Here is a 22,195-nt window from a genome sequence, read left to right as displayed (position 1 = left end):
GCTAATGTCGCGTCAGAGGAGAACAATATGGATAAGACCATTCACTTTGCCCACGCCAACAGTTTTCCGGCGCCGATGTACCGCCAGTTGCACGCGGTGTGGCAGCAGGCCGGTTACGAGGTGGGTTATCTGCCGTGCAGCGGCCACGACCCGCGCTATCCGGTAAGCGATGGTTGGCCGCAGCTGGTGGACGAAATGCTGGCCTTCATGCAGGCGCGCTATCACGGCCCGGTGCACGCGGTGGGGCATTCGCTGGGCGGCATATTGCTGTTCCTGGCGGCCATCCGTGCCCCCGAGCGCTTTCGCAGCGTGGTGTTGCTGGATTCGCCGCTGTTGTCGCCACAGCGCGCCTTCGGCATCTGGCTGGCCAAGCGGCTGGGCTTTATCCAGAACGTGACCCCCGGCGGTACCGGCACCCTGAAGCGGCGCGATAACTGGGCCAGCGTGGCGTCGGTGTACGACTACTTTGCGCGCAAGGCCGCGTTTGCGCGCTGGGCGCCCGAAGTGCTGCACGACTACGCCGAGCTGGGTACCGAAGACAACGGCCAGGGTGGCCGCCGCCTGCTATTCCGCCCGCAGGTGGAGCACGATATCTATGGCACGCTGCCGCACCATTACTGGCAGCTGCGCGGCCAACTGCAGGTGCCGATGCACTACGTGGCCGGCGCAGGCAGCGATGTTACCGGCCCCAGTGATCTGGCCTTCATGCAAAAGCACTTCGGCGCCCGCATTCACTGGCACCCCGGCAGCCATTTGTTCCCGATGGAGCAGCCGCAGGCCAGCGCCGCGTTCGTGCTCAATCTATTGCAGGCGGGCTGAGCTCAGCTGGCCTGCAGGTCGCGGCTGTCGATGCGGGCGTAGGCCGAGTGGTTGTGGATGGACTCGAAGTTTTCCGACGACACCACAAAGTGGCGGATACCGGCCACGCCTTGCAGTGCGACAGCCACGTCGCGTACCAGGTCTTCCACGAATTTGGGGTTGTCGTACGCCTGCTCGGTCACCACTTTTTCGTCGCTGCGCTTTAGCAGGCCGTACAGCTGGCACGACGCCTGCGCCTCGGCTAATTCAATCAGCGTGTCGGCGTTCAGGCTATTGTTGGCTTCAGCTTCGATGATGATGTGCGAGCGCTGGTTGTGTGCCCCGTAGCGCGAAATCTGCTTGGAGCACGGGCACAGGCTGGTCACCGGTACCGTCACCTGCAGCCGGTAACGGTAGTGGCCGTGTTGCAGGCTGCCGTCCAGGCATACCTGATAGTCCAGCAAGCTAACCACACCCGATGCCGGCGCCGTCTTGTGGCGGAAGTAGGGGAAGCTTAGCCGGATGCGGGCACTGTCGCTTTCCAGCCGCGCTGCCGTGGCGCGCACCAGCGCCTCGAAGCCCTCGGCGTCCAGCGCGGCCTGCTGCTCGTGCATCAGCGCCACAAAGCGCGACATGTGGGTGCCTTTCTGCGTCGCGGGTAGCGCCACTGTGAGCTGGCAGTCGGCAATGGTGTGCTGCAGCTGGCCGTCCGGCTGGCGGATGGCCAACGGGTGGCGCAGGCCCTTGATGCCCACTTCGCGGATGGGGATGCGGCGCAGGTCGGGGTGGTTTTGTACGTCGGGAATGGCAAGCGCGGTCATGATCGGCATTCGATTAAAAATGTTACTGTATAACATATTGCCATCGATGGATAGTTACGGCAAACGGATAAGAAAAGCCCGCCGTGCAGTGCAGGGCGGGCTGGATAGGGTGGTGAGTGACTGCGGCGGCTAGCTTGCGGCCAACCATAGCCCCAGCAGCAGGCCTAGCATCGACATACCCAGTGCCGGCGCGCAGGCGCGGGCCAGGTCGCGGCCGCCGATGCTGGCGATCAGGCCAAACTTGAACAGCGTATTGGTGAACACGGCCAGCGCCATGCTCACCAGCAGCGGGGTCAGCGCCAACTGCTGCTGGCCGAACAGCTCCAGCGCGGTCAGGCTGATGGCGTCCACGTCATTGAGGCCGGATACGATGGCCACCACGTACAAGCCGCTTTCGCCAAACAGGTCGCGCAGCCAGGCCGAGCACAGCATCACCACGGCAAACATGGCGGCAAACCCCAGCGCAATGCTGAGTTTGGCCGGGTTTTTCAGCGTCAGCTCGGGCGTGTTTTCCGGGGTGGCACTGCGTTTGCCCAGCAAGAAAATGGTGGCCAGGCCCGCCAGCAGCGCCGGCAGCATCATGCCGGCCACGCTACGGGCGCCAGATGGCGCGATGGCCAGTGCCAGCAGGCTGAGGCGCACAAACAGCACCATATTGGCCAGCAAGATCACCTTGGTACACAGCCGCAGCGAACCAGGGTTGGCCGCCGCCTCGCGCGCGTACACCAGGCTGGTGGCGGTGGTGGATACCAGGCCGCCCAGAATGCCCAGCACCGGCGCGCCCACGCGCTCGCCCAGAATTTTCACCGCCAGGTAACCCGCCAGGCCAACGCCGACGATCAGCACCACCAACAGCCAGATGCGGTGCGGGTTGAAGGCCTGGTACGGGCCGAAGCCCTGGTTGGGCAGGATGGGCAGGATGATGAAGGTCAGTGCGGCAAACTGCAGCAGCGATAGCAGATCCTGCCGCTCCAGCTGGTTGGAAAAGTTGGACAGCTCCGGCTTCAGGTACAGCAGGCCGGTAGTGATGATGCCCAGCGCGATGGCCAGTTCGGTATTGCCCAGCCCCACCATCAGCCCCAGCGTGTAGGCAATCAGCAGCGCGATCACCGAGGTGGTGCGCGGCTCCGGGCCCGGGCTTTCGCCGCCGCCGTTGCCCAGCGGAAGAAAGCCCAGCATGGCCACCGCCAGCAGCCCGGCCGGCATCAGCCACGGCAGCGTGGTTTGCGCCGCAAGCATCGCCAGCATGGTGCCCAGCAGGCTTACCAGCGGAAAGGTGCGAATACCGGCCAGCACGCGGCGCTTGCGTTCGCGCTCCACGCCGATCAGCAAGCCGATGCCGAGGCTGGACAGCAGCATCGGCAGCGCGGCGTACGGGGTGTTGTCCAGTTGTAGCCACTGGTTGACGTCCAGGCTTGTCATGATTGTTTCCTGTTGACGGTAGTGTTGCGGCCCGCGGCAAAGAAAAAGGCCTGCGGCGCAGGGCGGCAGGCCTGTCGGGCAGCGGCAGGCTAGCCTGCGGCCAACCGCGTTTCGATGCTGTGCCGGATGCCGGCGGCGTCCAGGCCGCAATCGCTCAGCAGCCCGGCCGGGTCCCCATGTTCAACATAGTCATCCGGCAGGCCCAGATGCAACATCGGCACGCAGAGGCCGGCTGCCGCCAGCACTTCGGCACAGCCGCTGCCGGCACCGCCCAGAATGGCGTTTTCTTCTACGGTCACCAGCAGGCTATGGCTGGCGGCCAGCTCGCGGATCAGCGCCTCGTCCAGCGGTTTGACAAAACGCATGTCGGCGACGGTAGCGTCCAGCGCGTCGGCCGCGGCCAGCGCCGGCTGCACCATGCTGCCGAAGGCCAGAATCGCCACCTTGCCGTTACCCTGGCGGCGCAGCACGCCCTTGCCCAGCGGCAGTGCGGCCATCGCCTGTTCGATGCTGGCGCCCGGCCCGGTGCCGCGCGGGTAGCGCACGGCGGTGGGGGTGTCCAGGCTGAACGCGGTGTACAGCATCTGGCGGCATTCGTTTTCGTCCGACGGTGCCATTACCGTCATGTTGGGGATGCAGCGCAGGTAGGACAGGTCGAACGAGCCGGCGTGGGTAGGGCCGTCGGCGCCCACCAGGCCGGCGCGGTCGATGGCAAATACCACCGGCAGGTTCTGCAGCGCCACGTCGTGGATAAGCTGGTCGTAGCCGCGTTGCAGGAAGGTGGAGTAGATCGCCACCACCGGCTTCAGCCCGTCACAGGCCATGCCGGCGGCAAAGGTCACCGCGTGCTGTTCGGCGATGGCCACGTCGAAGTAGCGGTCCGGGTGTTCTTTTTCAAAGCGTACCAGGCCGGAGCCCTCGCGCATGGCCGGGGTAATGCCCACCAGGCGCGGGTCCAGTTTGGCCATGTCGCAGATCCAGTCGCCGAACACCTGGGTGTACTGCGGTTTGCCGCCCGTCTTGCTGCCGGCCAGGCCACAGGCCGGGTCGAACTTGGTGACGCCGTGGTACTTCACCGGGTCGTTCTCGGCCAGCTTGTAGCCCTGGCCTTTCTTGGTGACGATGTGCAGGAACTGCGGGCCTTTCAGGCTCTTGATGTTCTTCAGCGTATCCACCAGCACGTCGAGGTCGTGACCGTCGATCGGGCCGATATAGTTGAAACCGAACTCTTCGAACAGCGTGCCGGGGGTAAAGAAGCCCTTCACGTGCTCTTCCATCTTGCTGGCGATGTCGCGCAGCGGGGGGGCCATGCCCAGCACCTTGTTGCTGCGTTCCTTGACGGCGGCGTAGAAGCGGCCGCTCATCAGCTTGGCCAGGTAGTTGTTGAGCGCACCCACGTTGGGCGAGATCGACATGTCGTTATCGTTCAGGATCACCAAGAGGTCGGTGTCCATCGCGCCGGCGTTGTTCAGCGCCTCGAACGCCTGGCCGGCGGTCATCGAGCCGTCGCCGATGATGGCGATGCTCTTGCGCGGCAGGTTCTGCAGCTTGGCGGCCACCGCCATGCCCAGCGCGGCACCGATAGAGGTGGACGAGTGGCCGACGCCGAAGGTGTCGTACTCGGACTCGTCGCGCTTGGGGAAGCCGGCCAGGCCGCCTTTCTGGCGCATGGTGTGCATCTGTTCGCGGCGACCGGTCAGGATCTTGTGCGGGTAGGTCTGGTGCCCCACGTCCCACACCAGGCGGTCGTCCGGCGTGTTGAACACGTAGTGCAGGGCGATGGTCAGCTCGATGCTGCCCAGGTTGGAGGCAAAGTGGCCCCCGGTCTTGCTGACCGAATCAACCAGAAACGCGCGCAGCTCGTCTGCCAGCTGCGGCAGCTTGCTGCGGTCCAGTTTCCGCAGGTCGGCGGGACTCTGTATGGTGTCGAGCAATGTAGTCATGATCTTGCTTTTGTTATGGTCAGAACGAGCGGGCCACGATGTAGTCGGCCAGCTGTTTCAGGCGTTCGGCACGGTCGCCAAACGGCGCCAGCGCCGCCAGCGCGTCGTCGTACAGGTCGCGGGCAAACTGTTTGGCCTCGCCCAGGCCCATCAGGCTTACATAGGTAGGCTTGTCGTTGGCCGCATCCTTGCCGGCGGTCTTGCCCAGCGTGGCGGTATCGGCTTCGCAGTCCAGCACGTCGTCCACCACCTGGAAAGCCAGCCCCATGCGCTTGGCAAAGTGGTCCAGGCCGTCTTGTTCTGCGCTGCTCATTGCCTGGCCGCAGTAGGCACCCAACAGCACGGCGGCGCGGATCAGTGCGCCGGTTTTCAGCATGTGCATGAATTCCAGCTGCGGTTGCTCCAGCGCCTTGCCGACGCTGGCCAGGTCGATGGCCTGGCCGCCGGCCATGCCGGCGTGACCGCTGGCATGGGCCAGCAGTTTCACCATCGCCAGTTGGCGGCTGGCGTCTACGCCCGGCAGCGGGGTGGCTACCACGTCGAAGGCCAGCGTTTGCAGCGCGTCGCCCACCAGCAGGGCGGTGGCTTCGTCGTACTGCACGTGGCAGGTGGGCTTGCCGCGGCGCAGTACGTCGTCGTCCATGCACGGCATGTCGTCGTGTACCAGCGAGTAGGCGTGGATCATCTCCACGGCACAGGCCACGCGTGCCACGTTGGCCGCGTCGGCGCCGGTGAGCTCGCCGGCGGCAAACGCCAGCAGCGGGCGCACACGCTTGCCGCCTTGCAGCGTGCTGTAGCGCATGGCGTCGTGCAGCACCTGCGGTGCGCGCTCGGCGGAAGGCAGCAGCGCTTCCAGCGTGCTTTCCACGGTTTGCTGGGTGTGGGTCATCCAGCCGGTAAAGGGGTTATTGGCCATCGGTGAGGTCCAGCGGCTTGAGTTCGTCGTTTTCCAGCACGCGCAGCTGTTGTTCGGCGTCTGCCAGTTTGCCCTGGCAGAACTTGATCAGTTCGATGCCCTGCTTGTACGAGGTCAGGGCGGTATCCAGCGGCAGGTCGCCGCCTTCCATTGCCTGGATGATGTCTTCCAGCTGCGCCAGCGCGCTTTCGAAGCTGGCCTGGGCTTTGGCGGTTTTGGCCACGGCGCTTGTCCTTCTGCATCGATAAGGTTGGCCGCCATTGTAGGGGTTTTCCGCTTCGCAACAAAGCGGCAACCTGCATGACATGCACGCGATACGGCCGGCCCAAAGCAAAACCCCCGCCGGGGCGGGGGCTCGGGCTTAGCCGGCTTTCTTGGGGAACATCAGCGAAGCGATGACCGAGGCGGTAATCACGCTGAACACCACGCCCAGCGAGATCGCTACCGGGATGTGGTACACCTTGAGCAGCAGCAGCTTCATGCCGATGAACGACAGCACGATGGCCAGGCCGTAGCGCAGCAGGTGGAAGCGGTCGGCCACGTCGGCCAGCAGGAAGAACATCGCTCGCAGGCCCAGGATGGCAAAGATGTTGGACGTCAGCACGATGAACGGGTCCATGGTGACGGCGAAGATGGCCGGAATGCTATCTACGGCAAACACCACGTCCGACAGCTCGACGAACACCAGTACCACAAACATCGGGGTAGCGTAGCGCAGGCCGTTTTTCACCACGAAGAAGGCTTCACCGTGGTACTCGTCGGTCATGCGCAGGTGCTTGCGCAGGAACTTCAGCAGGCCGTTGTTGGCCAGGTCCTGCTCTTCGTCCTTTTCCGGCAGCATCATCTTCAGGCCGGTAAACAGCAGGAAGGCGCCGAACACGTACAGGATCCAGCTGAATTCCTTCACCAGCGCCGCGCCCAGGAACACCATGATGGTACGCAGGATGATGGCGCCGAATACGCCGTACAGCAGCACGCGCCGTTGGTATTCCGCCGGCACCTTGAAGAAGGCAAAAATCATCAGGAACACGAAGATGTTGTCTACCGCCAGCGATTTTTCAATCACGTAGCCGGTAAAGAACTCCAGGGTTTTCTGGTTGGCAACGGCTTCGCCATAGGCCGGGTCGGTGGCCAGGTACCACCACAGCCAGCCGCCGAAGGCACACGCCACGGCAACCCAGATGGCCGACCAGGTGGCGGCCTCCTTGATGGAGACTTTGTGCGAACCGCTCTGCTTGAGCGCCACCATATCGATGACGATCATGATCAGCACGGCCACGAAGAACACCGTGTAGAAGAAAGGCGATCCGATCGAGGGGAGGGCCTGTTCCATTGTCTTGAATACTCCTTGAGTGAAGGCAGTGGTTGCGGATTTGTTATTATTTGCCGGTTTTGTTAATCATGCGTACTGTCCGGCTGCGATGTACATATTGTTACATATGCGCGAATTTGACTCACCCCTTTCTTCACAGGTTCACTGATGGCGCAAAAAAACATCCTCATCACCGGCTGCTCCAGCGGTATCGGCCTGGACGTGGCACGCGGCCTGCAGCAGCAAGGCTGGCGTGTGTTTGCCAGCGCCCGCCGTGCCGAAGACGTTGCCCGCCTGCAGGCCGACGGTTTTGCCGATGCCCTGCTACTGGATGTAGACGACAGCGCCAGTATTCGCCAGGCGCTGGACGAGGTACTGCGCCGTAGCGGTGGCCGACTGGAAGCGCTGTTCAACAACGCAGGCTACGGCCAGCCCGGTGCGGCAGAAGACATTTCGCGCCCGGCCATGCGCGCCCAGTTTGAAACCAACCTGTTCGGCGCCTGGGAACTCACCAACGCCGTGCTGCCGGTCATGCGGCGCCAGGGCAGTGGCCGCATCCTGTTCAACAGCTCGGTACTGGGTTTTGCCGCCATGAAATACCGTGGCGCCTACAACGCCAGCAAGTATGCGATGGAAGGCCTGTGCGACACGCTGCGGCTGGAGCTGGCTGGCACCGGTATCCATGTCAGCCTGATCGAGCCGGGCCCGATCGAAAGCCGTTTCCGCCCCAATGCGCTGCAAAAGTTTCTGGCCAATGTGGACATCGACGCCAGCGCCCACCGCGACAGCTACCAGAAGCAGCTGGCACGGCTGAAGAAAGAAGGCCACGCCGCGCCGTTCACGCTGCCGGGCACTGCCGTGCTGGCGGTAGTGGAAAAGGCGCTGGCCTCGCCACGGCCGGCGGCACGCTACCGGGTGACCACGCCGACCAAGGTGTTCTGGTACCTGAAGCGCCTGCTGCCTACGCGCTGGCTGGATTGGGTGCTGAACAAGGCTGCCTGAGCTTGGCCGCAGCCCAGCAAAAAGCCCGCAATCTGCGGGCTTTTGTTTTCTACAAGACGACCGTGGGTGTTCAGTCCATGCACACCCGGTTGCGGCCCTGTTGCTTGGCCTTGTACAAGCGGTCGTCGGCCAGCTTCAGCAGCGCGCTGATGTCGTTCTGGCCGGCGGCCACGCCCACGCTTAACGTAAAGCGCAAGTCGCCCATGGCGGTGGGGTAGACCATCTGCGATACCTGCTCGCGGAAGGCTTCCAGCGCCGGCTGCATGTCTTGCTCGCGTTCCGCCTGCAGCAGGATCACGAACTCCTCGCCGCCAAAGCGCGCAATGTGGCGGCCGGGGAAGTGCGCCCGCAGCAGGTCGGCCAGCAGTTTCAGCGCCAGGTCGCCGATATCGTGGCCAAACTGGTCGTTGATGGCCTTGAAGTGGTCGATGTCCACCATCGCCACGCCAAACGGCCGTGTCTGCTTCAGCACGTTTTCAAAGAAATAGCGGCGGTTCGGCAGCCCGGTCAGCGGGTCTTCGTTGGCCGCACGCGATAGCGCACGCAAGTTTTCCACGAACTCGATGTTGCGGGTAACGCGACAGAAGAACTCTTCGTGGTTGAACGGCTTGTTCAGGTAGTCGTCCGCGCCGGCCTTGATGAAGCGGGCGGTCATGGCCGGGTCCTGGCTGCCGGAAATGCCGATGATGGCCAGCTCTTCGTGGCTGCGGAAGCGGCGGATTTCACTCACCATCACCACGCCGCTCTTGCCCGGCATGTCGTGGTCGGACAGCACCAGGCGGATGCTGGGGTCGTCGCGCAACATGCGCAGCGCAGTATCGGCCTCGGCTGCCTCCAGCACTTCGTAACGATGGCGGCGCAACAGCTGGCGCAGATAGCCGCGGATGGTGGCCGAATCGTCTACCACCAGCACGCGGATGCCGGGGTTGGCCTTAATGCGGCGCACCATCTTGATGGTGTATTCGAAGGCGGCTGGCGTGTCTTTGGGCACGTAGTCCACCACCGGCTGCAGCAACACTTTCTCGCGCGTTTCCATGTCGCTGCGGGCGGTCAGTACGATGGTTGGGATCTGCTGTTTCAGCACCAGCGGCAGTGCCTCGCCGTCCGGTGCATCGGGCAGGCAGTAATCCAGTACGCAGGCCATGAAATCGGCGTCGTACTGCAGGATGGCCTGCACCTCGGCCAGCGTGGTGGCACACACCACCTCGAAGCCGTCGTTCTCGATGATGCGCTGCATGGTGCGCAGCACCGCGGTGTTATCTTCTACCAGTAGGATTTTGTTGCTCATGCGTGTCTGCACGGCCGCGTTGCGGCCAACCGTGCCAAAAAAGTGGGGATCACTTCCATATATACATGGCTTTCATGTCCGTTGTCGCATCGTTTGTGCGGTTTGCAAGACGTTCTTGGCAGCGGGCAGGACGCAGTGCAGCAGATCGGTTTATAATTTCAGCCATTTTTGCCTCACTATCGAATTCACACCATGACCATGGAACTTGCCAAGAGTTACGAGCCGGGCGACATCGAACGTCGCTGGTACGATCAATGGGAACAGTCCGGCTACTTCAAGCCGCACATGGACACCACCAAGCCGTCTTTTGCCATCCAGCTGCCGCCGCCCAACGTGACCGGTACGCTGCACATGGGCCACGCCTTCAACCAGACCATCATGGATGGCCTGACCCGCTACTACCGCATGAAGGGCGACAACACGGTGTGGATTCCGGGTACCGACCACGCCGGTATCGCCACCCAGATCGTGGTAGAGCGCCAGCTGGCCGAGCAGGGCATCAGCCGCTTCGACCTGGGCCGCGACGCCTTTACCGCCAAGGTATGGGAATGGAAAGAAAAATCCGGCGGTACCATCACCAGCCAGATGCGCCGTGTCGGCTGCTCGGTAGACTGGACCCGTGAATACTTCACCATGGACGACGTGCGCGCCGACGTGGTGACCGAAGTGTTCGTGCGCCTGTACGAGCAAGGCCTGATCTACCGTGGCAAGCGCCTGTCCAACTGGGACGCCAAGCTGGGCACCGCCATCTCCGACCTCGAAGTGGTTTCCGAGGAAGAAGACGGTCATATGTGGCACATCAAATACCCGGTAGTGGGCAGCGACGAGTTCATCACCGTGGCCACCACCCGTCCGGAAACGCTGCTTGGCGACGTGGCCGTGGCGGTGAACCCCACCGACGAACGCTTTGCCCACCTGGTAGGCAAGCTGGTCGAGCTGCCGCTTACCGGCCGCCAGATTCCGGTGATTGCCGACGAGTACGTCGACAAAGAATTCGGCACCGGCTTCGTCAAGATCACCCCGGCCCACGACTTCAACGACTACGAAGTCGGCAAGCGCCACAGCACCCAGTTGATCAACGTGATGAGCCTGGACGCCACCATCCTGACCAAAGCGCAAGTATTCGGCTTTGACGGCAGCGCCCAGGGCAGCATCGAGCTGCCGGCTGCCTATGCCGGCTTGAGCACCGCCGACGCACGCAAGGCCATGCTGGCCGACCTGCAAGCCCAGGGCCTGCTGCTGGAAACCAAACCGCACAAACTGATGGTGCCGCGCGGCGACCGTACCGGTACCGTGATCGAGCCGCTGCTGACCGACCAATGGTTCGTGGCGATGAGCAAAGTGGGTGACGGCGACGCCACCGGCCAGTCCATCGCCCAGAAAGCCATCGACGCCGTGGCCAGTGGCGAAGTGCGCTTCATCCCGGAAAACTGGGTCAACACCTACAACCAGTGGATGAACAACATCCAGGACTGGTGTATCAGCCGCCAGCTGTGGTGGGGCCACCAGATTCCGGCCTGGTACGACGAAGACGGCAACATCTACGTTGGCCGCACCGAAGCCGAAGCCCAGGCCAAAGCGCCGGGCAAGACCCTGCGCCGCGAACAGGACGTACTGGACACCTGGTTCAGCTCGGCTCTGGTGCCGTTCTCCACCCTGGGTTGGCCGCAAGACACGCCGGACCTCAACGCCTTCGTTACCAGCAACGTGCTGGTAACCGGTTACGAAATCATCTTCTTCTGGGTTGCCCGGATGATCATGATGACCAAGCACTTCACCGGCAAAGTACCGTTCCGTGACGTTTACATCCACGGCATGGTGCGCGACCACGAAGGCAAGAAGATGTCGAAGTCGGAAGGCAACGTCATCGACCCGGTCGACCTGATCGACGGCATCGCCCTGGGCCCGTTGGTAGAAAAACGTACCACCGGCCTGCGCCGCCCGGAAAAAGCCCCTGCCATCGCCAAAGCCACCGAAAAGCTGTTCCCGGACGGCATTCCGGCCTACGGCACCGACGCGCTGCGCTTCACCATGGCCAGCTACGCCACGCTGGGCCGCTCGGTGAACTTCGACTTCAAACGCGCCGAAGGCTACCGCAACTTCTGCAACAAACTGTGGAACGCCACCCGCTTCGTGATGATGAACGTGGAAGGCAAAGACTGCGGCCAGGACGAAACCCTGCCGCTGGAATTCAGCTTTGTTGACCAGTGGATCATCGGCCGCCTGCAGCAAGCCGAAGCCGACGTCACCAACGCGCTGGAAACCTACCGCTTCGACCTCGCCGCCCAGGTGATCTACGAATTCATCTGGAACGAGTACTGCGACTGGTACGTGGAGCTGGCCAAGGTACAGCTGCAAAACGGTAACGAAGCACAGCAGCGTGCCACCCGCCGCACCATCGTGCGCGTGCTGGAAGTGGCGTTGCGCCTCACCCACCCGCTGATGCCGTTCATCACCGAAGAACTGTGGCAAACCGTGGCCCCGCTGGCCAACGCCAAGCACACCGACAGCATCATGCTGGCGCAGTGGCCTGTAGCCGTTCCGGAGAAGATCAATGCCGCCGCCAACGCGCGCATGGATGCCTTCAAGGACATGGTGAACGCCGTGCGCAACCTGCGCGGCGAAATGGGCATCGGCCCGGCGGTAAAAGCGCCGCTGTTCATCGAAACCGCCGACGCCTCGGTGGCCGACTTCGTGCCGTACCTGAAGCTGCTGGCCCGCCTGACCGAAGGCAGCATCGTAGCGGCACTGCCGGCCGACGACGCCCCGGTAGCCATGTCCGGCGACGCCCGCCTGATGCTGAAGGTGGAAGTGGACAAAGCCGCCGAAACCGCCCGCCTCACCAAAGAGCAGGGCAAGGTGGAAGCAGAGCTGGCCAAGTTGACCGCCAAACTGGAGAAACCGGGCTACATCGATAAAGCCCCGGCGCACCTGGTAGAGCGCGACAAGGCGCAGCTGGCCGAGCTGAATGACAAGCTGGACAAGATCAAGGTGCAGCTCGCCAAGTTGGTTTAACCTATCTGGGAAGTGAATTTAAAGGGCGAAAGCCCTTTAAATTCACTTCCGAAAATGACAAATGAGATTTAAATGGAAAAGAAAGCGATTGAGTATATATTTGGCTTTGTGACTGCGCCGGCGGTATTGATTATGGCTTTCTTTTCTGGGCATTTGTGGATTTATGTTTATTTTGAATTTTTTGCCAAGCTAACTAAAAGAAAGTCGATGGTTGATAACAACTATGGGAAAATTTCTGTCGGACTGATTTGGTTTTCATTCTTTTTATTGCCAATTGTTTTGTATAAATACTGGGGCGATTGGGGTGCGGTTAATTACGCGGCTTTGGAAGTGCTTGCTCCTATTGTTTTAGTTCTTGGGGTTTTTTTTCAAGGTTTGATTTCTATCTTTGTTATTTATAGGGGCAAATAGCGTGGCTGCAAAAATTATCAATATAGTTAGTGGTAAGGGTGGTACAGGGAAAACTCTGTTGACTGCAGTCATGGCTGATATGCTGGGTGCGGAGGATCACTCTGTTGTTGTTGTTGATCTTGATGTTTTTGTGAGAGGATTGACAGCACTGCTATATTTTCATAAGAAAGAGCGCATTCAGCTGACAGATATTGATGAAATGTCGGTTTCTGAATATTTTATAGATAAAGGTGATGTTGATCGCTCAGGTAAAAGTAAATTTTCCATTTCGCGATACAGGAATTTTAATGTTCTTCCATCCGTTGCTCGAGTTGATGAAATTCTTAAATTTCAGGATTTAATGCCGGACAGTAAAGCCGAGGCTGGTAGGTTGTTATCAGGGTTGATTGATAAGATTGATGGTGATTATGATTATATTTTTCTCGACAGTAGAGCTGGTTATGATGAATTGATTGCAGCTAGTCATTTGTATTCCGATGTGACAATTTGTGTTGAAGAGCCAGACGATATATCAAAAATAACTACAGATAACTTAATTGAACAGCTGAGGTTGGATTCTGATTCGCCAATTTACAGGGTGACTAACAAAAGTGAAGGGTCGTCGTTGTCTGGGGGTATAACACACCTTGGTAATATACCATTTGATATGGATGTTATGCGCAGCTTCGGGACTAAGAATTTTTGGGATGAAATCTCTAGGACTCTTTACAAAGAAGCATTGGCGCAGGTTTGGAATAGGCTGGTCGATAAAGAGGGTTTTACGGGTAGGATTCGTTTTGAGAGAAGGGCTCTGGCGCCATCTGCTATTGAAAGTCGTTTGCAGTATTTTGGCTTGCGAGACAGAATAATAATTGTGTATGGATTCTTTTTAATAGCTTTTGGTTTTATTTATGGTCTTTATGGGCAAGATGGTATCCTGAAGGTCTTTAGTGACTTTGAGTTGCTTTCTAGGTTCTTGGCATTTTTTGTGGCTTTTATTGGTTTGCTTTTAATTGGATTTGTGATGTTTAAAGGCCGGAAGTAATTTTTGAAATTTTAGCCCCTAGTGCGTAGCCCGGATAAGCCAACGGCGCATCCGGGGTTGGTTATTATCTGGTACGCGGTGGTTGGAAGTATTCCCCGGATGCGGCTGCGCCTTATCCGGGCTACGCTCCGAATCCCCACGGTTGCCACGCCCCGCAAGGTTGGCCGCATGCCTTTATGGTATTGCGGCCAACCTTTTTGTTTGGTGTGCCGCTACGCGGCGTGATGATCTGCCGCTTTCCGCGCGGCGGCGGGGTACTTTCTTTTGCGTCGCCAAAAGAAAGTACCCAAAGAAAAGGCGACCCGGGGCTGCTCGAAACCCCGTGTCAAACGGCCCGCCCCAGGCGCCGCCGAACTCGCCCCTTGCTAACGGCGCGGGGCTCAAACAAATCGGCTGCTTAAAACCTGGGGCAAACCGTTTTACCCGGCTCGCGCCAACGGGACAGGGCGGCGCCGGTGCGGTAGTGGTTTGACGTAGGGTGGGCAAAACCGGAGGTTGTGCCCACCACGTAAGTGAAGCCTAACGTTTACCGTACCCTGTGCGGTTGGCCGCAAACATTTACGTTACTGCGGCCAACTTTGTGCTGCGACCCATGCCCCCTTGGGGAGCGCCGGTAAAAAGTCTGCCGCAAGGATTGTGCTGGGCGAATCGAAAATTCGCACGCGCAAGCGGCCGATTTGTTTGAGCCCGGAGCCGTTAGCGAAGGGCGAGTTCGGCAGCGCCTTGCGGTGGGCTTTTTGCCGGGGTTTCGCGGACCGCGGGGGCGAGGGGGGATGAAAGGGGGCGGCGACCCGCCCCCTTCCTGCCTGCCGGGCGGAACCGGCTGTAATCATCATCCGCGCAGCGGATTCAAGACCTGTCATGTGATTGCACGACAAAATGAAAGGTTGGCCGCATGCTGTCACGATATTGCGGCCAACCTTTTTGTTTTGCGTGCCGTTGCGCGGCGTGATGATCTGCCGCTTTCCGCGCGGCGGCGGGGTACTTTCTTTTGCGTCGCCAAACCGCGTAGGATGGGTGGAGGCGCTGGCGCCGTAACCCATCGAATGCTGGCGAATGCCGGTGAATATGTGTTGATGGGTTTCGCTGCGCTGCACCCATCCTACGTTTTCCTGCGGCTTGTGCGGGCGCTGGTGCTGTACCACCGAATGCCGGTGAATGTGTGGTGATGGGTTCCGCTGCGCTGCACCCATCCTACGTTTTCCTGCGGCTTGTGCTGCGGGGTGTGCGGACGCTGGTGCTGTACCACCGCATGCCGGTGAATGTGTGGTGATGGGTTCCGCTACGCTGCACCCATCCTACGTTTCCTGCGGCTTGTGCTGCCGGGTGTGCGGGCGCTGGTGCTGTACCACCGAATGCCGGTGAATGTGTGGTGATGGGTTTCGCTGCGCTGCACCCATCCTACGTTTCCTGCGGCTTGTACTGCGGGGTGTGCGGGTGCTGGCGCTATGCCATCGAATGCCGGTGCATGTGTGGTGATGGGTTCCGCTGCGCTGCACCCATCCTACGGCTTCCGGCGGACTGCGTTGTGGAGGTAATCGATGACCAATTACCGTCGCTATTATGTGCCCGGTGGCAGCTATTTCTTCACGGTGGCGTTGGTGGATCGCCGTTCGGATGCGCTGGTGCGGCATGTGGATCATCTGCGTGCTGCTTTTCGTGTGGTGATGCGTGATTTTCCCTTCGAGATGCCGGCAGTGGTGATTATGCCGGACCATCTGCACTGTATCTGGACGCTGCCGCAGGGAGATACGGCGTACCCGCAGCGCTGGCGTCGTATCAAGGCCGGTTTTTCCCGTTGTGTTGGTGATCTGCTGCCCCCATCGGCAAGCCGTATCAGCAAGGGGGAGCGTGGGGTGTGGCAGCGCCGATATTGGGAGCATGCCCTGCGCGACGAGCAAGATTTTTCCCGTCACGTCGATTACATCCATCGCAACCCGCTAAAGCACGGCCTGGTGTCGTGTGTGGCGAATTGGCCGTTATCGTCTTTTCATCGTTATGTGGCAGCTGGCATCTATCCGCCAGATTGGTGTGGTGTCGACGAGGGTGAGCTCCGGTGTGCCGCCTGGATTGAATGAACCGGAACCGGTTAGGTTAGGGTGTGGCCTGCAGCTTGCAGCTGAATGACAAGGCGCTATCTACCCCATGCCGCGCAAGGTTGGCCGCAGCCGCTCCACAACAGGCTGGGCGTATCCGGGGCAGGGTAATGTGATGCGGCGGCAAAATTTCGATATGATGCACCCGGATGTCATCCGGATCGCGCCATGCCCAAGACCCTGTGTGTACTGTTGCTGCTGCTGTTACTGCCGTTGGCGCAGGGGCATGCCTTGCGTATTGCCACCGGCGAGCTGCCGCCCTACGCCACGCAAGAGCGCGGCGACCAGGGCGTGGCGTTGCAGATCGTGCGCCAGGCGTTTGCCTTGGCCGGGCATACGGTGACGTACCACTTCATGCCGTGGACGCGGGCGCTGGAAGAGACGGCCAATGGCCGCTGGGATGCTACCGCGTACTGGGGCTTCAGCGAGGCGCGTAACCGCCGCTTTCTGGTAAGCGACACGGTGCTGACCGAGCAGTGGGTGTTCGTGCATCGCCGCGATACCGCGTTCGACTGGACAACGCTGGCTGATCTGCAGCCGTACCGGCTGGCCATCATCGCCAATTACACGTACACGCCCGAGCTGTGGCAAGGGCTGCGCGAGGGCAAATTGCGAGGCGACGCCACGCCGGATGACCTGCTGGCCTTGCGCAAACTGCTGGCGCATCGGGTAGACCTGGTGCCGATCGAGCGCAATGTGGCGTGTTATCTGCTGGCCAGGCACTTTTCGGTGGCCGAGGCCGAAAAGCTGCAGGCGCATCCGCGCTTGCTGACCGACAAATTCACTACCCATCTGCTGCTGCCGCGCAAGTTGCCGGGCAGCGCCGCCTTGCTGGCGGATTTCAATCGCGGCCTGCAGCGGCTTAAGGCCAGCGCCGAGTATGCCCGCTTGCTGAAAGGGGTGGCCTGCCCGCGTGGCTGGTAGCCACGGTTTGCCGGCAGGGCGCGGCCTGCTGCGCGGCCATCCGCCATGACGGCGGCACACCCGTCCGCCTGGCGTGTCCGCCTGCCGCGACGGACACGCCCGCCGGGTGCGGCACTGAGCGCTGCTGCAGCGGGGTGGGGCGGCCACTTTTCGATAAAAACACGCGATAGCTTGCCGTGGGCAATGGCGGCTTCTACGCTGGGTAAAAGCCTTGCGGGGAGGGTCGGATGATGCGCCGTGTGTTGTGTGCCTGGTTGTGCGGGCTGCTTGGCTATGCCAGCGCCGAACCGCTGGTGTTGGTGTCGCCCTTGCCACTGGACGAGCCGCACGTGGCGCGCCTGAAGCAGGTGCTTGATCAGGCGTTTGCGCCATTGCCCGATAGCTACCGTTTGCAGTACCTGCCGCCCAAGCGGGCGCTGGAGGCGCTGGCTGGCGGCCAGGTGGTGGGGGATATCAGCCGCATCGCGCTGTACGGCAGCCTGGTGCCAGACGCGATTCGGGTACAGCCCTACCTCAGTACGGCCTGGCTGTACCTGGTGGCACGCCGTGGCGACAGCCTGCCCCGCCAGCTGGCGCATGTCGGCAGCGAGCGGCTGGCTTACACCCACGGCATCCTGATCTTGCAGCAGCGTACCGAGGGCATGCTGCGGCGCGAGGCTTCTCCCAGCGATGAGTCCTGCCTGAAAAAAGTGGAAGCCGGCCGCGTGCGCTACTGCTTGTTGTTCCATTACCGGCCGCAAATGGAAGCGGCGCTGGCGCCTTACGCGCAAACGCTGGCGTGGCGCCGGGTGGAGGCGCAGCCGGTTTATCTGTGGCTGGCGCCGGGGCAGCAGGCGCTGGCGGACAGCCTGGGCTGGCAGTTGCAGCACCTGCTGCGTAGCGGCCGCCTGACGCAACTGATGGGGCGGTTTCGCGAGCCCTGACGCGGGCTTGCGGTAATGACAGGCTTCGCCGTGGCGCGAAGCCGGCGTACAACACAACGCCAGTTTGCAAGTGCAAACTGGCGTTGTGTTGTCCATGGGCAGGCAGCGGGCGGCCAACCCTTGGCGCGGGTCTGCCGCCGCTAGGCGTGGCAGCGCCCGCGCCGGCCATTCAGCGCGCTTCGGTGCGTGGTGCCTGCAGGCTGGCCCAGTAGCCGTAGTTCACTTCCAGGTTTTCTTGCAGGCTGGCCAGGTCAACGGCTTGCTGGCCCAGGATCTGCACCGCACGCAGCGTGAGGTTCACTTCCTGTTCCATCAGCTTGGAGACGGTATTGGCCTGCCCCAGCTGGCTGGCGCTGTGCAGCCAACCCTGCCATTGCGCCAGCCAGCTGTCTTGCTGCGCTAGCAGCTTTTGCAGGCTGGCCGCTTGCAGCTGGGCCAGCCCCAGCCAGGTATCGGTGTGCAGCAGCGCCGGCAGCAGCGCCAGGCTGGCGCCGAGGTTGTGCTGGTGGCGGCTGGCGAGGTTGCCCAGCAGCTGGCCGTGGCGGGGGGCGTGAGCGGGCAGGGCGGCGGCCTGCGGCAGGGCGTGGTCGGCGTGGGTCATGGTGTGTCCTCTCGGTAGTGGGTGGGGCCGGGCGTACGGGCTTAGCCGCCCAGGCGCTGCAGCATGGCGTGGATGGCGCGGATCTGCAGTGCCTGCCGCGAGTAATAGTCGGGGTAGTCGGCGCTGCGGCTGGTGTAACCCCACCAGTCCCAGCAGCCGTCCGGGTTTTGCGCCAGCGTGCTGTCGCTGCCGGCGGCTTGCGGGTACAGCACGATCAGGTTGTTGCTGTCGGCAATGGTGTTGTAGCCGGTGGTAGTGATGTAGCGGTTGCCGTACGGCGGCTGGGTGGCGGTATCGGCCTGACCCAGCGTGTAGCTGACGTAGCTGTAGCCTTGCTTGCAACCGTGCAGGGCGATATGCACGCGTGCCGGGGCACCATCCAGCACGGCTTGCGGGACGTACACGTAGCCAAAATCGGCCATGCTAGCGTGCGGGTCGTTGCCAAAGAATTCGCGCTGGTCAAAACGCAGCAGTTGGCCGCTGGCTTGCGCAACCGGGGCGGCCAGCCCGGGGTAGATGTGCTGCAGGATGCGGTGCGATTGCATGAAGCCGCCATTGTTGAGGTAGGGCGGCTGGTTGCTGCCAAGCGGCGAGTCTTCCGGGTTGTCGGTAATCAGCGAGTGGCCGGCCGGCAGCTGGTCGTCGTAGGCCAGCTGGCTGTCGGGCACGCCCAGCAGGCGGTACATGTCGCGCGTTTGCGCCACCACCGCGCTGTTCACTACGCTGTCGGCGCTGCCGGTAAACACGTACACGCGCTGCCGCGCCAGGTTGGACAGCGGGTCGATCAGCGCGTCGCGCTCGGCTTCTTGCGCCAGCTTTACCGACAGCCGCGCCGGCGGGGCCAGCTCCGGCGTCAGCGGTGCCATGCACAGTTGCAGCGCGTTCAGTTCGTAGGCGTCTTCTGCCAGCCAGGCGGCGCCGCGAAAGGTTTCCACGCCGCGGTAGGGGCCGCCGGCCACCACGCCGGCACCGGCGAAGCTGGCCGAATGCGCCAGGTGCAGCTGTACGGTCATGAAGGCGCCGGACGACAGACCGGACACCGAACTTTCCCCTTTTGCTACCGCGTATTGTGCCAAGGGCACGATCTGGGACGACACTTGCTGCATGGTATGGCTCCTGTCTGGTGAGGGTCCGTCAACGCTGCTGTGGCATGGCCTGCTGCTACGCTGTCTGCCTGCGCCCTGGCCGGCATGTGGCGCGGCCAACTGCCGGCTTGTTTGCATTGTCGGCAGTGCGTATGTCCATTGTATGAAATATGCATGATTGTTGCACTGCAAAATGGCTATGTGCTTCGTTAATCCCCTTTGCCGCGGCTGCCTATACTGGCCACACCACACACCAAGGGGAGTCATCATGGGAAAAACCAGGCTGGAAGCCTTCAGCGACGGGGTACTGGCCATCATCATCACTTGCTGTATTGTGGGTAAATTTACATAGTTATGACCATGTTTCCTCTGAAATGCTATTAAGAACAGCAATTCTGTTGTGAAAATAATTATGTATTCCCACATAGTAATGTCATGGCACCTGGTCTCAATAGACGCTTCTTCACGGTAAGCGTAAAGCCGCGTATGAGTTGGTAGTTGAAGCGGAAAACGCTTGAAGTTAGGTCAGGTGAGGCACAGTATGTGCACATACTGATAGGCGTTATGCTTCTGACGGATGGGGCTGGCAGATGTGTGCATTCTTTGCACATTGCTTTGGGTGGGGGCGTACTATCCCAACTTGTGCAACAAATGCACGAGTTCTGCATAGCGCTAGGCCAACACGAGGGGCCTCAGAAAGGCCAAAGCCCGCTCGGGGCGGGCTTTTCCTCAAAGTACAGGGCACGACCGTTTCCGGAAAACCCTGTGTCTATGAAGCGAAGTATATCACCACCAATTTCCTCGTGTAACGGGGTGTCGAAGGGCATTCTACTTTCCGGTGTCACAATGACAGGCTCAGTCTAATGACCTACCAAGCGACAAGGGCAGCGGCAACTACCGAGCAATTCTAGGTAGTTGGGCAGGCACATCGTACGATTTAACCTGCAACCGAGCAGGTGAGCTCTCATGGTAGATCGTCGGCCATAGCGGACGAACGCAAGTATCGTGGATCTCGTCCACTATGGCCGGTAAAGCAGCCTGGAGGTATCAGATAAATGCCGCCGCGATTCAGTCTTGCTCCCGCTGGATGCTAAAACGCATTGGTATGCGTCACTTCTTCAAGGAATTCACTGTTGCTTGATAGAAAGTGCCTCTGTGCCATATTTTGTGGCAAACCAAGGCTTTGTTGCACAAATCAGGGCTTGCGCCTGTCCGGTAGAATGACCGCATGAGCAAGCCCCTCCCTCCCAAGTACCAAACTATCAACTGGCAGGCCTACAACCAGTCCCTCAAGCAGCGAGGGCAGCTTCTTCTCTGGCTCGACAAGGATATGAACTGGCAGGCTGTGGCCACCGGTAGACGCGGACGGCAGCCCACTTTCTCCTATGCTGCCATCCAGTTCTGTCTCACGGCGCTGACTACCGCCGCCAATGGCGCAAACTGCATCTGGGCATAGATGCGCAAACGCTGGAAATCCGGGCAATGGAAGTGACCGATAATCGTACGGGCGATGCCACGATGCTGCCGGAGCTGCTGTCGCAAATACCACCGACCGAGAAGTTGGTGACGGTGACCACGGATGGCGCATACGACACACGTCTGTGTCACGCAGCGATAGCGGAGCGAGGGGCTGCGGCCATCATTCCTCCGCGTCGAAACGGCCAGTTCTGGAAAGGGAATGCACCGGGCAATCAGGCTCGCAACGAGTCGCTACGCTCAGTGAAGTATCTGGGGCGCACGCTCTGGAAAAAGTGGAGTGGTTACCATCGCCGCAGTCTGGTCGAAACGAAGATGCACTGCTTCAAGTTACTGGCGGACCACGTCAAGTCACGGGACTTTGACCGGCAGGTGGCGGGGCTTCAAATCTGTGCCGCGATTTTGAATCGCTTCACAGCCCTGGGCGCGCCGCAAACGGTCCGTATGGGATAAATCCGTCTGGGGATTGGGGTAGTTCGACCTGCGGCTGATTTATGCAACAAAGCCTAGATGATGTATAGCATGCAATTTGCGGAAGGCTTTGCTGTATTGTCTGGGCTGCCTCGGCTCTCGTAGGCAACTCTGCCCTGCGATCAGGCGAATCAGTCGCTTGACTGTGCGAGTCCGATTTACCGCAGCAAACGGACACGACGGCGCACGTCTCTCTATGGTAGCTAAGGCCGATCCGCGGTCTCCGCCTCGTCGTACTGCGTAGCCACCAATAATCAGATTCCTTTCCACCAAAAAGGAGTCTGTCATGGGCACCACTCAGAAACGTGAAGCATGGAACAAAGGCAAGCTGATTGGCCAAAAGCCCCCTCTGAAGACAAAGAACCTGCGAGCGGTGCAAATCTTGCTTGGTCATACCAAGTTAGAAAGCACGGTGCGGTATCTCGGGATCGAAGTCGATGATGCTCTGGAAATTTCTGAGCAGATCGAAATTTAGGTAGTCGTTACTGCAACACTTTTCCAGCAGGTGGCGGCAATCTCGTGTCGCCACCGAGCTTTTCGGCCAGAGCTGTCTTGTGCAAAGGACCGATCCTAGGTCTGCTAACCTCTGAAGTGAATCGCCCCAGCTTCTCTAGACACTCTTGAGCCGTTGGAAATACTGCTTCTCGTACTCTACCGGTGACAGCCC

The 22,195-nt window shown here is 60.7% G+C and carries 19 protein-coding genes and 1 pseudogene; 10 read left to right on the top strand and 10 right to left on the bottom strand.

Going from position 1 to position 22,195, the window contains the following annotated elements; translation table 11 throughout:
* The first annotated feature begins 27 nt into the window (after positions 1-27).
* Positions 28-819, top strand: coding sequence for an alpha/beta fold hydrolase (locus FLQ03_RS01935; RefSeq protein ID WP_144373048.1), 792 nt, complete (start codon positions 28-30; stop codon positions 817-819).
* A gap of 2 nt (positions 820-821) precedes the next feature.
* On the opposite strand, the gene folE2 is transcribed toward FLQ03_RS01935, so the two are convergent.
* The 6 genes from folE2 to FLQ03_RS01905 form a co-directional block, all read right to left on the bottom strand.
* Positions 822-1,619 carry a GTP cyclohydrolase FolE2 gene (folE2, locus tag FLQ03_RS01930; RefSeq protein ID WP_206210830.1) on the bottom strand — a complete coding sequence of 266 codons (798 nt, stop codon included), beginning with the start codon at positions 1,617-1,619 and terminating at the stop codon, positions 822-824.
* Positions 1,620-1,748: 129 nt separating this feature from the next.
* Positions 1,749-3,041, bottom strand: coding sequence for an MgtC/SapB family protein (locus tag FLQ03_RS01925; protein WP_144373046.1), 1,293 nt, complete (start codon positions 3,039-3,041; stop codon positions 1,749-1,751).
* An 89-nt stretch (positions 3,042-3,130) separates the two neighbouring features.
* Positions 3,131-4,984, bottom strand: a complete 1,854-nt coding sequence (gene dxs, locus FLQ03_RS01920) for a 1-deoxy-D-xylulose-5-phosphate synthase (RefSeq protein WP_144373045.1) — start codon at positions 4,982-4,984, stop codon at positions 3,131-3,133.
* Between the two features lie 19 nt (positions 4,985-5,003).
* Positions 5,004-5,900: a polyprenyl synthetase family protein gene (locus tag FLQ03_RS01915; RefSeq protein ID WP_144373044.1), complete on the bottom strand. Its 897-nt coding sequence runs from the start codon at positions 5,898-5,900 to the stop codon at positions 5,004-5,006.
* Positions 5,890-6,123: an exodeoxyribonuclease VII small subunit gene (locus FLQ03_RS01910; RefSeq protein ID WP_144373043.1), complete on the bottom strand. Its 234-nt coding sequence runs from the start codon at positions 6,121-6,123 to the stop codon at positions 5,890-5,892. The genes FLQ03_RS01915 and FLQ03_RS01910 overlap by 11 nt, the downstream gene beginning before the upstream one ends.
* Before the next feature lie 138 nt (positions 6,124-6,261).
* Positions 6,262-7,233 carry a TerC family protein gene (locus FLQ03_RS01905; protein WP_144373042.1) on the bottom strand — a complete coding sequence of 324 codons (972 nt, stop codon included), beginning with the start codon at positions 7,231-7,233 and terminating at the stop codon, positions 6,262-6,264.
* 147 nt (positions 7,234-7,380) lie between these two features.
* Between FLQ03_RS01905 and FLQ03_RS01900 the strand changes: the two genes are divergently transcribed.
* Positions 7,381-8,214: an SDR family oxidoreductase gene (locus FLQ03_RS01900; protein WP_144373041.1), complete on the top strand. Its 834-nt coding sequence runs from the start codon at positions 7,381-7,383 to the stop codon at positions 8,212-8,214.
* Positions 8,215-8,284: 70 nt separating this feature from the next.
* Here the strand turns inward: FLQ03_RS01900 and FLQ03_RS01895 are convergent, their stop codons facing one another.
* Positions 8,285-9,502: a GGDEF domain-containing response regulator gene (locus FLQ03_RS01895; protein WP_144373040.1), complete on the bottom strand. Its 1,218-nt coding sequence runs from the start codon at positions 9,500-9,502 to the stop codon at positions 8,285-8,287.
* A gap of 198 nt (positions 9,503-9,700) precedes the next feature.
* On the opposite strand from FLQ03_RS01895, the gene FLQ03_RS01890 reads away from it, so the two are divergent.
* The 3 genes from FLQ03_RS01890 to FLQ03_RS01880 all read left to right on the top strand — a co-directional run bounded on the left by FLQ03_RS01890 (position 9,701) and on the right by FLQ03_RS01880 (position 13,952).
* On the top strand, positions 9,701-12,517 hold the full coding sequence (locus tag FLQ03_RS01890; protein WP_144373107.1) for a valine--tRNA ligase: 2,817 nt from the start codon (positions 9,701-9,703) through the stop codon (positions 12,515-12,517).
* Positions 12,518-12,589: 72 nt separating this feature from the next.
* Entirely contained in the window at positions 12,590-12,928 is a 339-nt protein-coding gene (locus tag FLQ03_RS01885; protein ID WP_144373039.1) for a hypothetical protein, read from the top strand.
* A 1-nt stretch (position 12,929) separates the two neighbouring features.
* A complete protein-coding gene (locus tag FLQ03_RS01880; protein ID WP_144373038.1) occupies positions 12,930-13,952 on the top strand; it encodes a ParA family protein in 1,023 nt (340 codons plus the stop codon).
* Positions 13,953-14,515: 563 nt separating this feature from the next.
* Here the strand turns inward: FLQ03_RS01880 and FLQ03_RS01875 are convergent.
* Entirely contained in the window at positions 14,516-15,145 is a 630-nt protein-coding gene (locus FLQ03_RS01875) for a hypothetical protein (RefSeq protein WP_144373037.1), read from the bottom strand.
* Positions 15,146-15,493: 348 nt separating this feature from the next.
* Here FLQ03_RS01875 and FLQ03_RS01870 point away from each other — a divergent pair, with 348 nt between their 5' ends.
* From FLQ03_RS01870 to FLQ03_RS19060, 3 genes are all read left to right on the top strand, one after another.
* Complete coding sequence (locus tag FLQ03_RS01870) at positions 15,494-16,030, top strand: REP-associated tyrosine transposase (RefSeq protein WP_144373036.1); 537 nt, start codon at positions 15,494-15,496, stop codon at positions 16,028-16,030.
* Positions 16,031-16,216: 186 nt separating this feature from the next.
* Positions 16,217-16,972 carry a substrate-binding periplasmic protein gene (locus FLQ03_RS01865; RefSeq protein WP_144373035.1) on the top strand — a complete coding sequence of 252 codons (756 nt, stop codon included), beginning with the start codon at positions 16,217-16,219 and terminating at the stop codon, positions 16,970-16,972.
* A gap of 227 nt (positions 16,973-17,199) precedes the next feature.
* Positions 17,200-17,895: a hypothetical protein gene (locus tag FLQ03_RS19060; RefSeq protein WP_170252281.1), complete on the top strand. Its 696-nt coding sequence runs from the start codon at positions 17,200-17,202 to the stop codon at positions 17,893-17,895.
* 169 nt (positions 17,896-18,064) lie between these two features.
* Here FLQ03_RS19060 and FLQ03_RS01855 read toward each other — a convergent pair whose 3' ends face one another.
* Complete coding sequence (locus tag FLQ03_RS01855) at positions 18,065-18,496, bottom strand: hypothetical protein (protein WP_144373034.1); 432 nt, start codon at positions 18,494-18,496, stop codon at positions 18,065-18,067.
* A 41-nt stretch (positions 18,497-18,537) separates the two neighbouring features.
* Entirely contained in the window at positions 18,538-19,602 is a 1,065-nt protein-coding gene (locus tag FLQ03_RS01850; RefSeq protein WP_144373033.1) for an extracellular catalytic domain type 2 short-chain-length polyhydroxyalkanoate depolymerase, read from the bottom strand.
* Between the two features lie 1,207 nt (positions 19,603-20,809).
* Here FLQ03_RS01850 and FLQ03_RS01845 point away from each other — a divergent pair.
* Both FLQ03_RS01845 and FLQ03_RS01840 read left to right on the top strand, forming a co-directional pair.
* Positions 20,810-21,510: pseudogene (locus tag FLQ03_RS01845) on the top strand (IS5 family transposase).
* Positions 21,511-21,814: 304 nt separating this feature from the next.
* Positions 21,815-22,003 carry a site-specific integrase gene (locus tag FLQ03_RS01840; RefSeq protein WP_240802178.1) on the top strand — a complete coding sequence of 63 codons (189 nt, stop codon included), beginning with the start codon at positions 21,815-21,817 and terminating at the stop codon, positions 22,001-22,003.
* Positions 22,004-22,195: the final 192 nt, after the last annotated feature.

This window comes from Vogesella urethralis (genome assembly GCF_007644045.2).
GTDB classification, from domain to species: domain Bacteria; phylum Pseudomonadota; class Gammaproteobacteria; order Burkholderiales; family Chromobacteriaceae; genus Vogesella; species Vogesella urethralis.
This window is presented reverse-complemented; position numbering and strand designations above follow the sequence as displayed.

Excerpts from the sequence above, each read along its gene's own strand:
- FLQ03_RS01840 (WP_240802178.1), top strand. The coding sequence starts at position 21,815 with ATGGGCACCACTCAGAAACGTGAAGCATGGAACAAAGGCAAGCTGATT.
- folE2 (WP_206210830.1), bottom strand. The coding sequence starts at position 1,619 with ATGACCGCGCTTGCCATTCCCGACGTACAAAACCACCCCGACCTGCGC.
- FLQ03_RS01865 (WP_144373035.1), top strand. The coding sequence starts at position 16,217 with ATGCCCAAGACCCTGTGTGTACTGTTGCTGCTGCTGTTACTGCCGTTG.
- FLQ03_RS01875 (WP_144373037.1), bottom strand. The coding sequence starts at position 15,145 with ATGGGTGCAGCGCAGCGGAACCCATCACCACACATTCACCGGCATTCG.
- FLQ03_RS01900 (WP_144373041.1), top strand. The coding sequence starts at position 7,381 with ATGGCGCAAAAAAACATCCTCATCACCGGCTGCTCCAGCGGTATCGGC.
- FLQ03_RS01905 (WP_144373042.1), bottom strand. The coding sequence starts at position 7,233 with ATGGAACAGGCCCTCCCCTCGATCGGATCGCCTTTCTTCTACACGGTG.
- FLQ03_RS01915 (WP_144373044.1), bottom strand. The coding sequence starts at position 5,900 with ATGGCCAATAACCCCTTTACCGGCTGGATGACCCACACCCAGCAAACC.
- FLQ03_RS01895 (WP_144373040.1), bottom strand. The coding sequence starts at position 9,502 with ATGAGCAACAAAATCCTACTGGTAGAAGATAACACCGCGGTGCTGCGC.
- FLQ03_RS01935 (WP_144373048.1), top strand. The coding sequence starts at position 28 with ATGGATAAGACCATTCACTTTGCCCACGCCAACAGTTTTCCGGCGCCG.
- FLQ03_RS01870 (WP_144373036.1), top strand. The coding sequence starts at position 15,494 with ATGACCAATTACCGTCGCTATTATGTGCCCGGTGGCAGCTATTTCTTC.
- FLQ03_RS01885 (WP_144373039.1), top strand. The coding sequence starts at position 12,590 with ATGGAAAAGAAAGCGATTGAGTATATATTTGGCTTTGTGACTGCGCCG.
- FLQ03_RS01850 (WP_144373033.1), bottom strand. The coding sequence starts at position 19,602 with ATGCAGCAAGTGTCGTCCCAGATCGTGCCCTTGGCACAATACGCGGTA.
- FLQ03_RS01925 (WP_144373046.1), bottom strand. The coding sequence starts at position 3,041 with ATGACAAGCCTGGACGTCAACCAGTGGCTACAACTGGACAACACCCCG.
- FLQ03_RS01855 (WP_144373034.1), bottom strand. The coding sequence starts at position 18,496 with ATGACCCACGCCGACCACGCCCTGCCGCAGGCCGCCGCCCTGCCCGCT.
- dxs (WP_144373045.1), bottom strand. The coding sequence starts at position 4,984 with ATGACTACATTGCTCGACACCATACAGAGTCCCGCCGACCTGCGGAAA.
- FLQ03_RS01890 (WP_144373107.1), top strand. The coding sequence starts at position 9,701 with ATGGAACTTGCCAAGAGTTACGAGCCGGGCGACATCGAACGTCGCTGG.
- FLQ03_RS19060 (WP_170252281.1), top strand. The coding sequence starts at position 17,200 with ATGATGCGCCGTGTGTTGTGTGCCTGGTTGTGCGGGCTGCTTGGCTAT.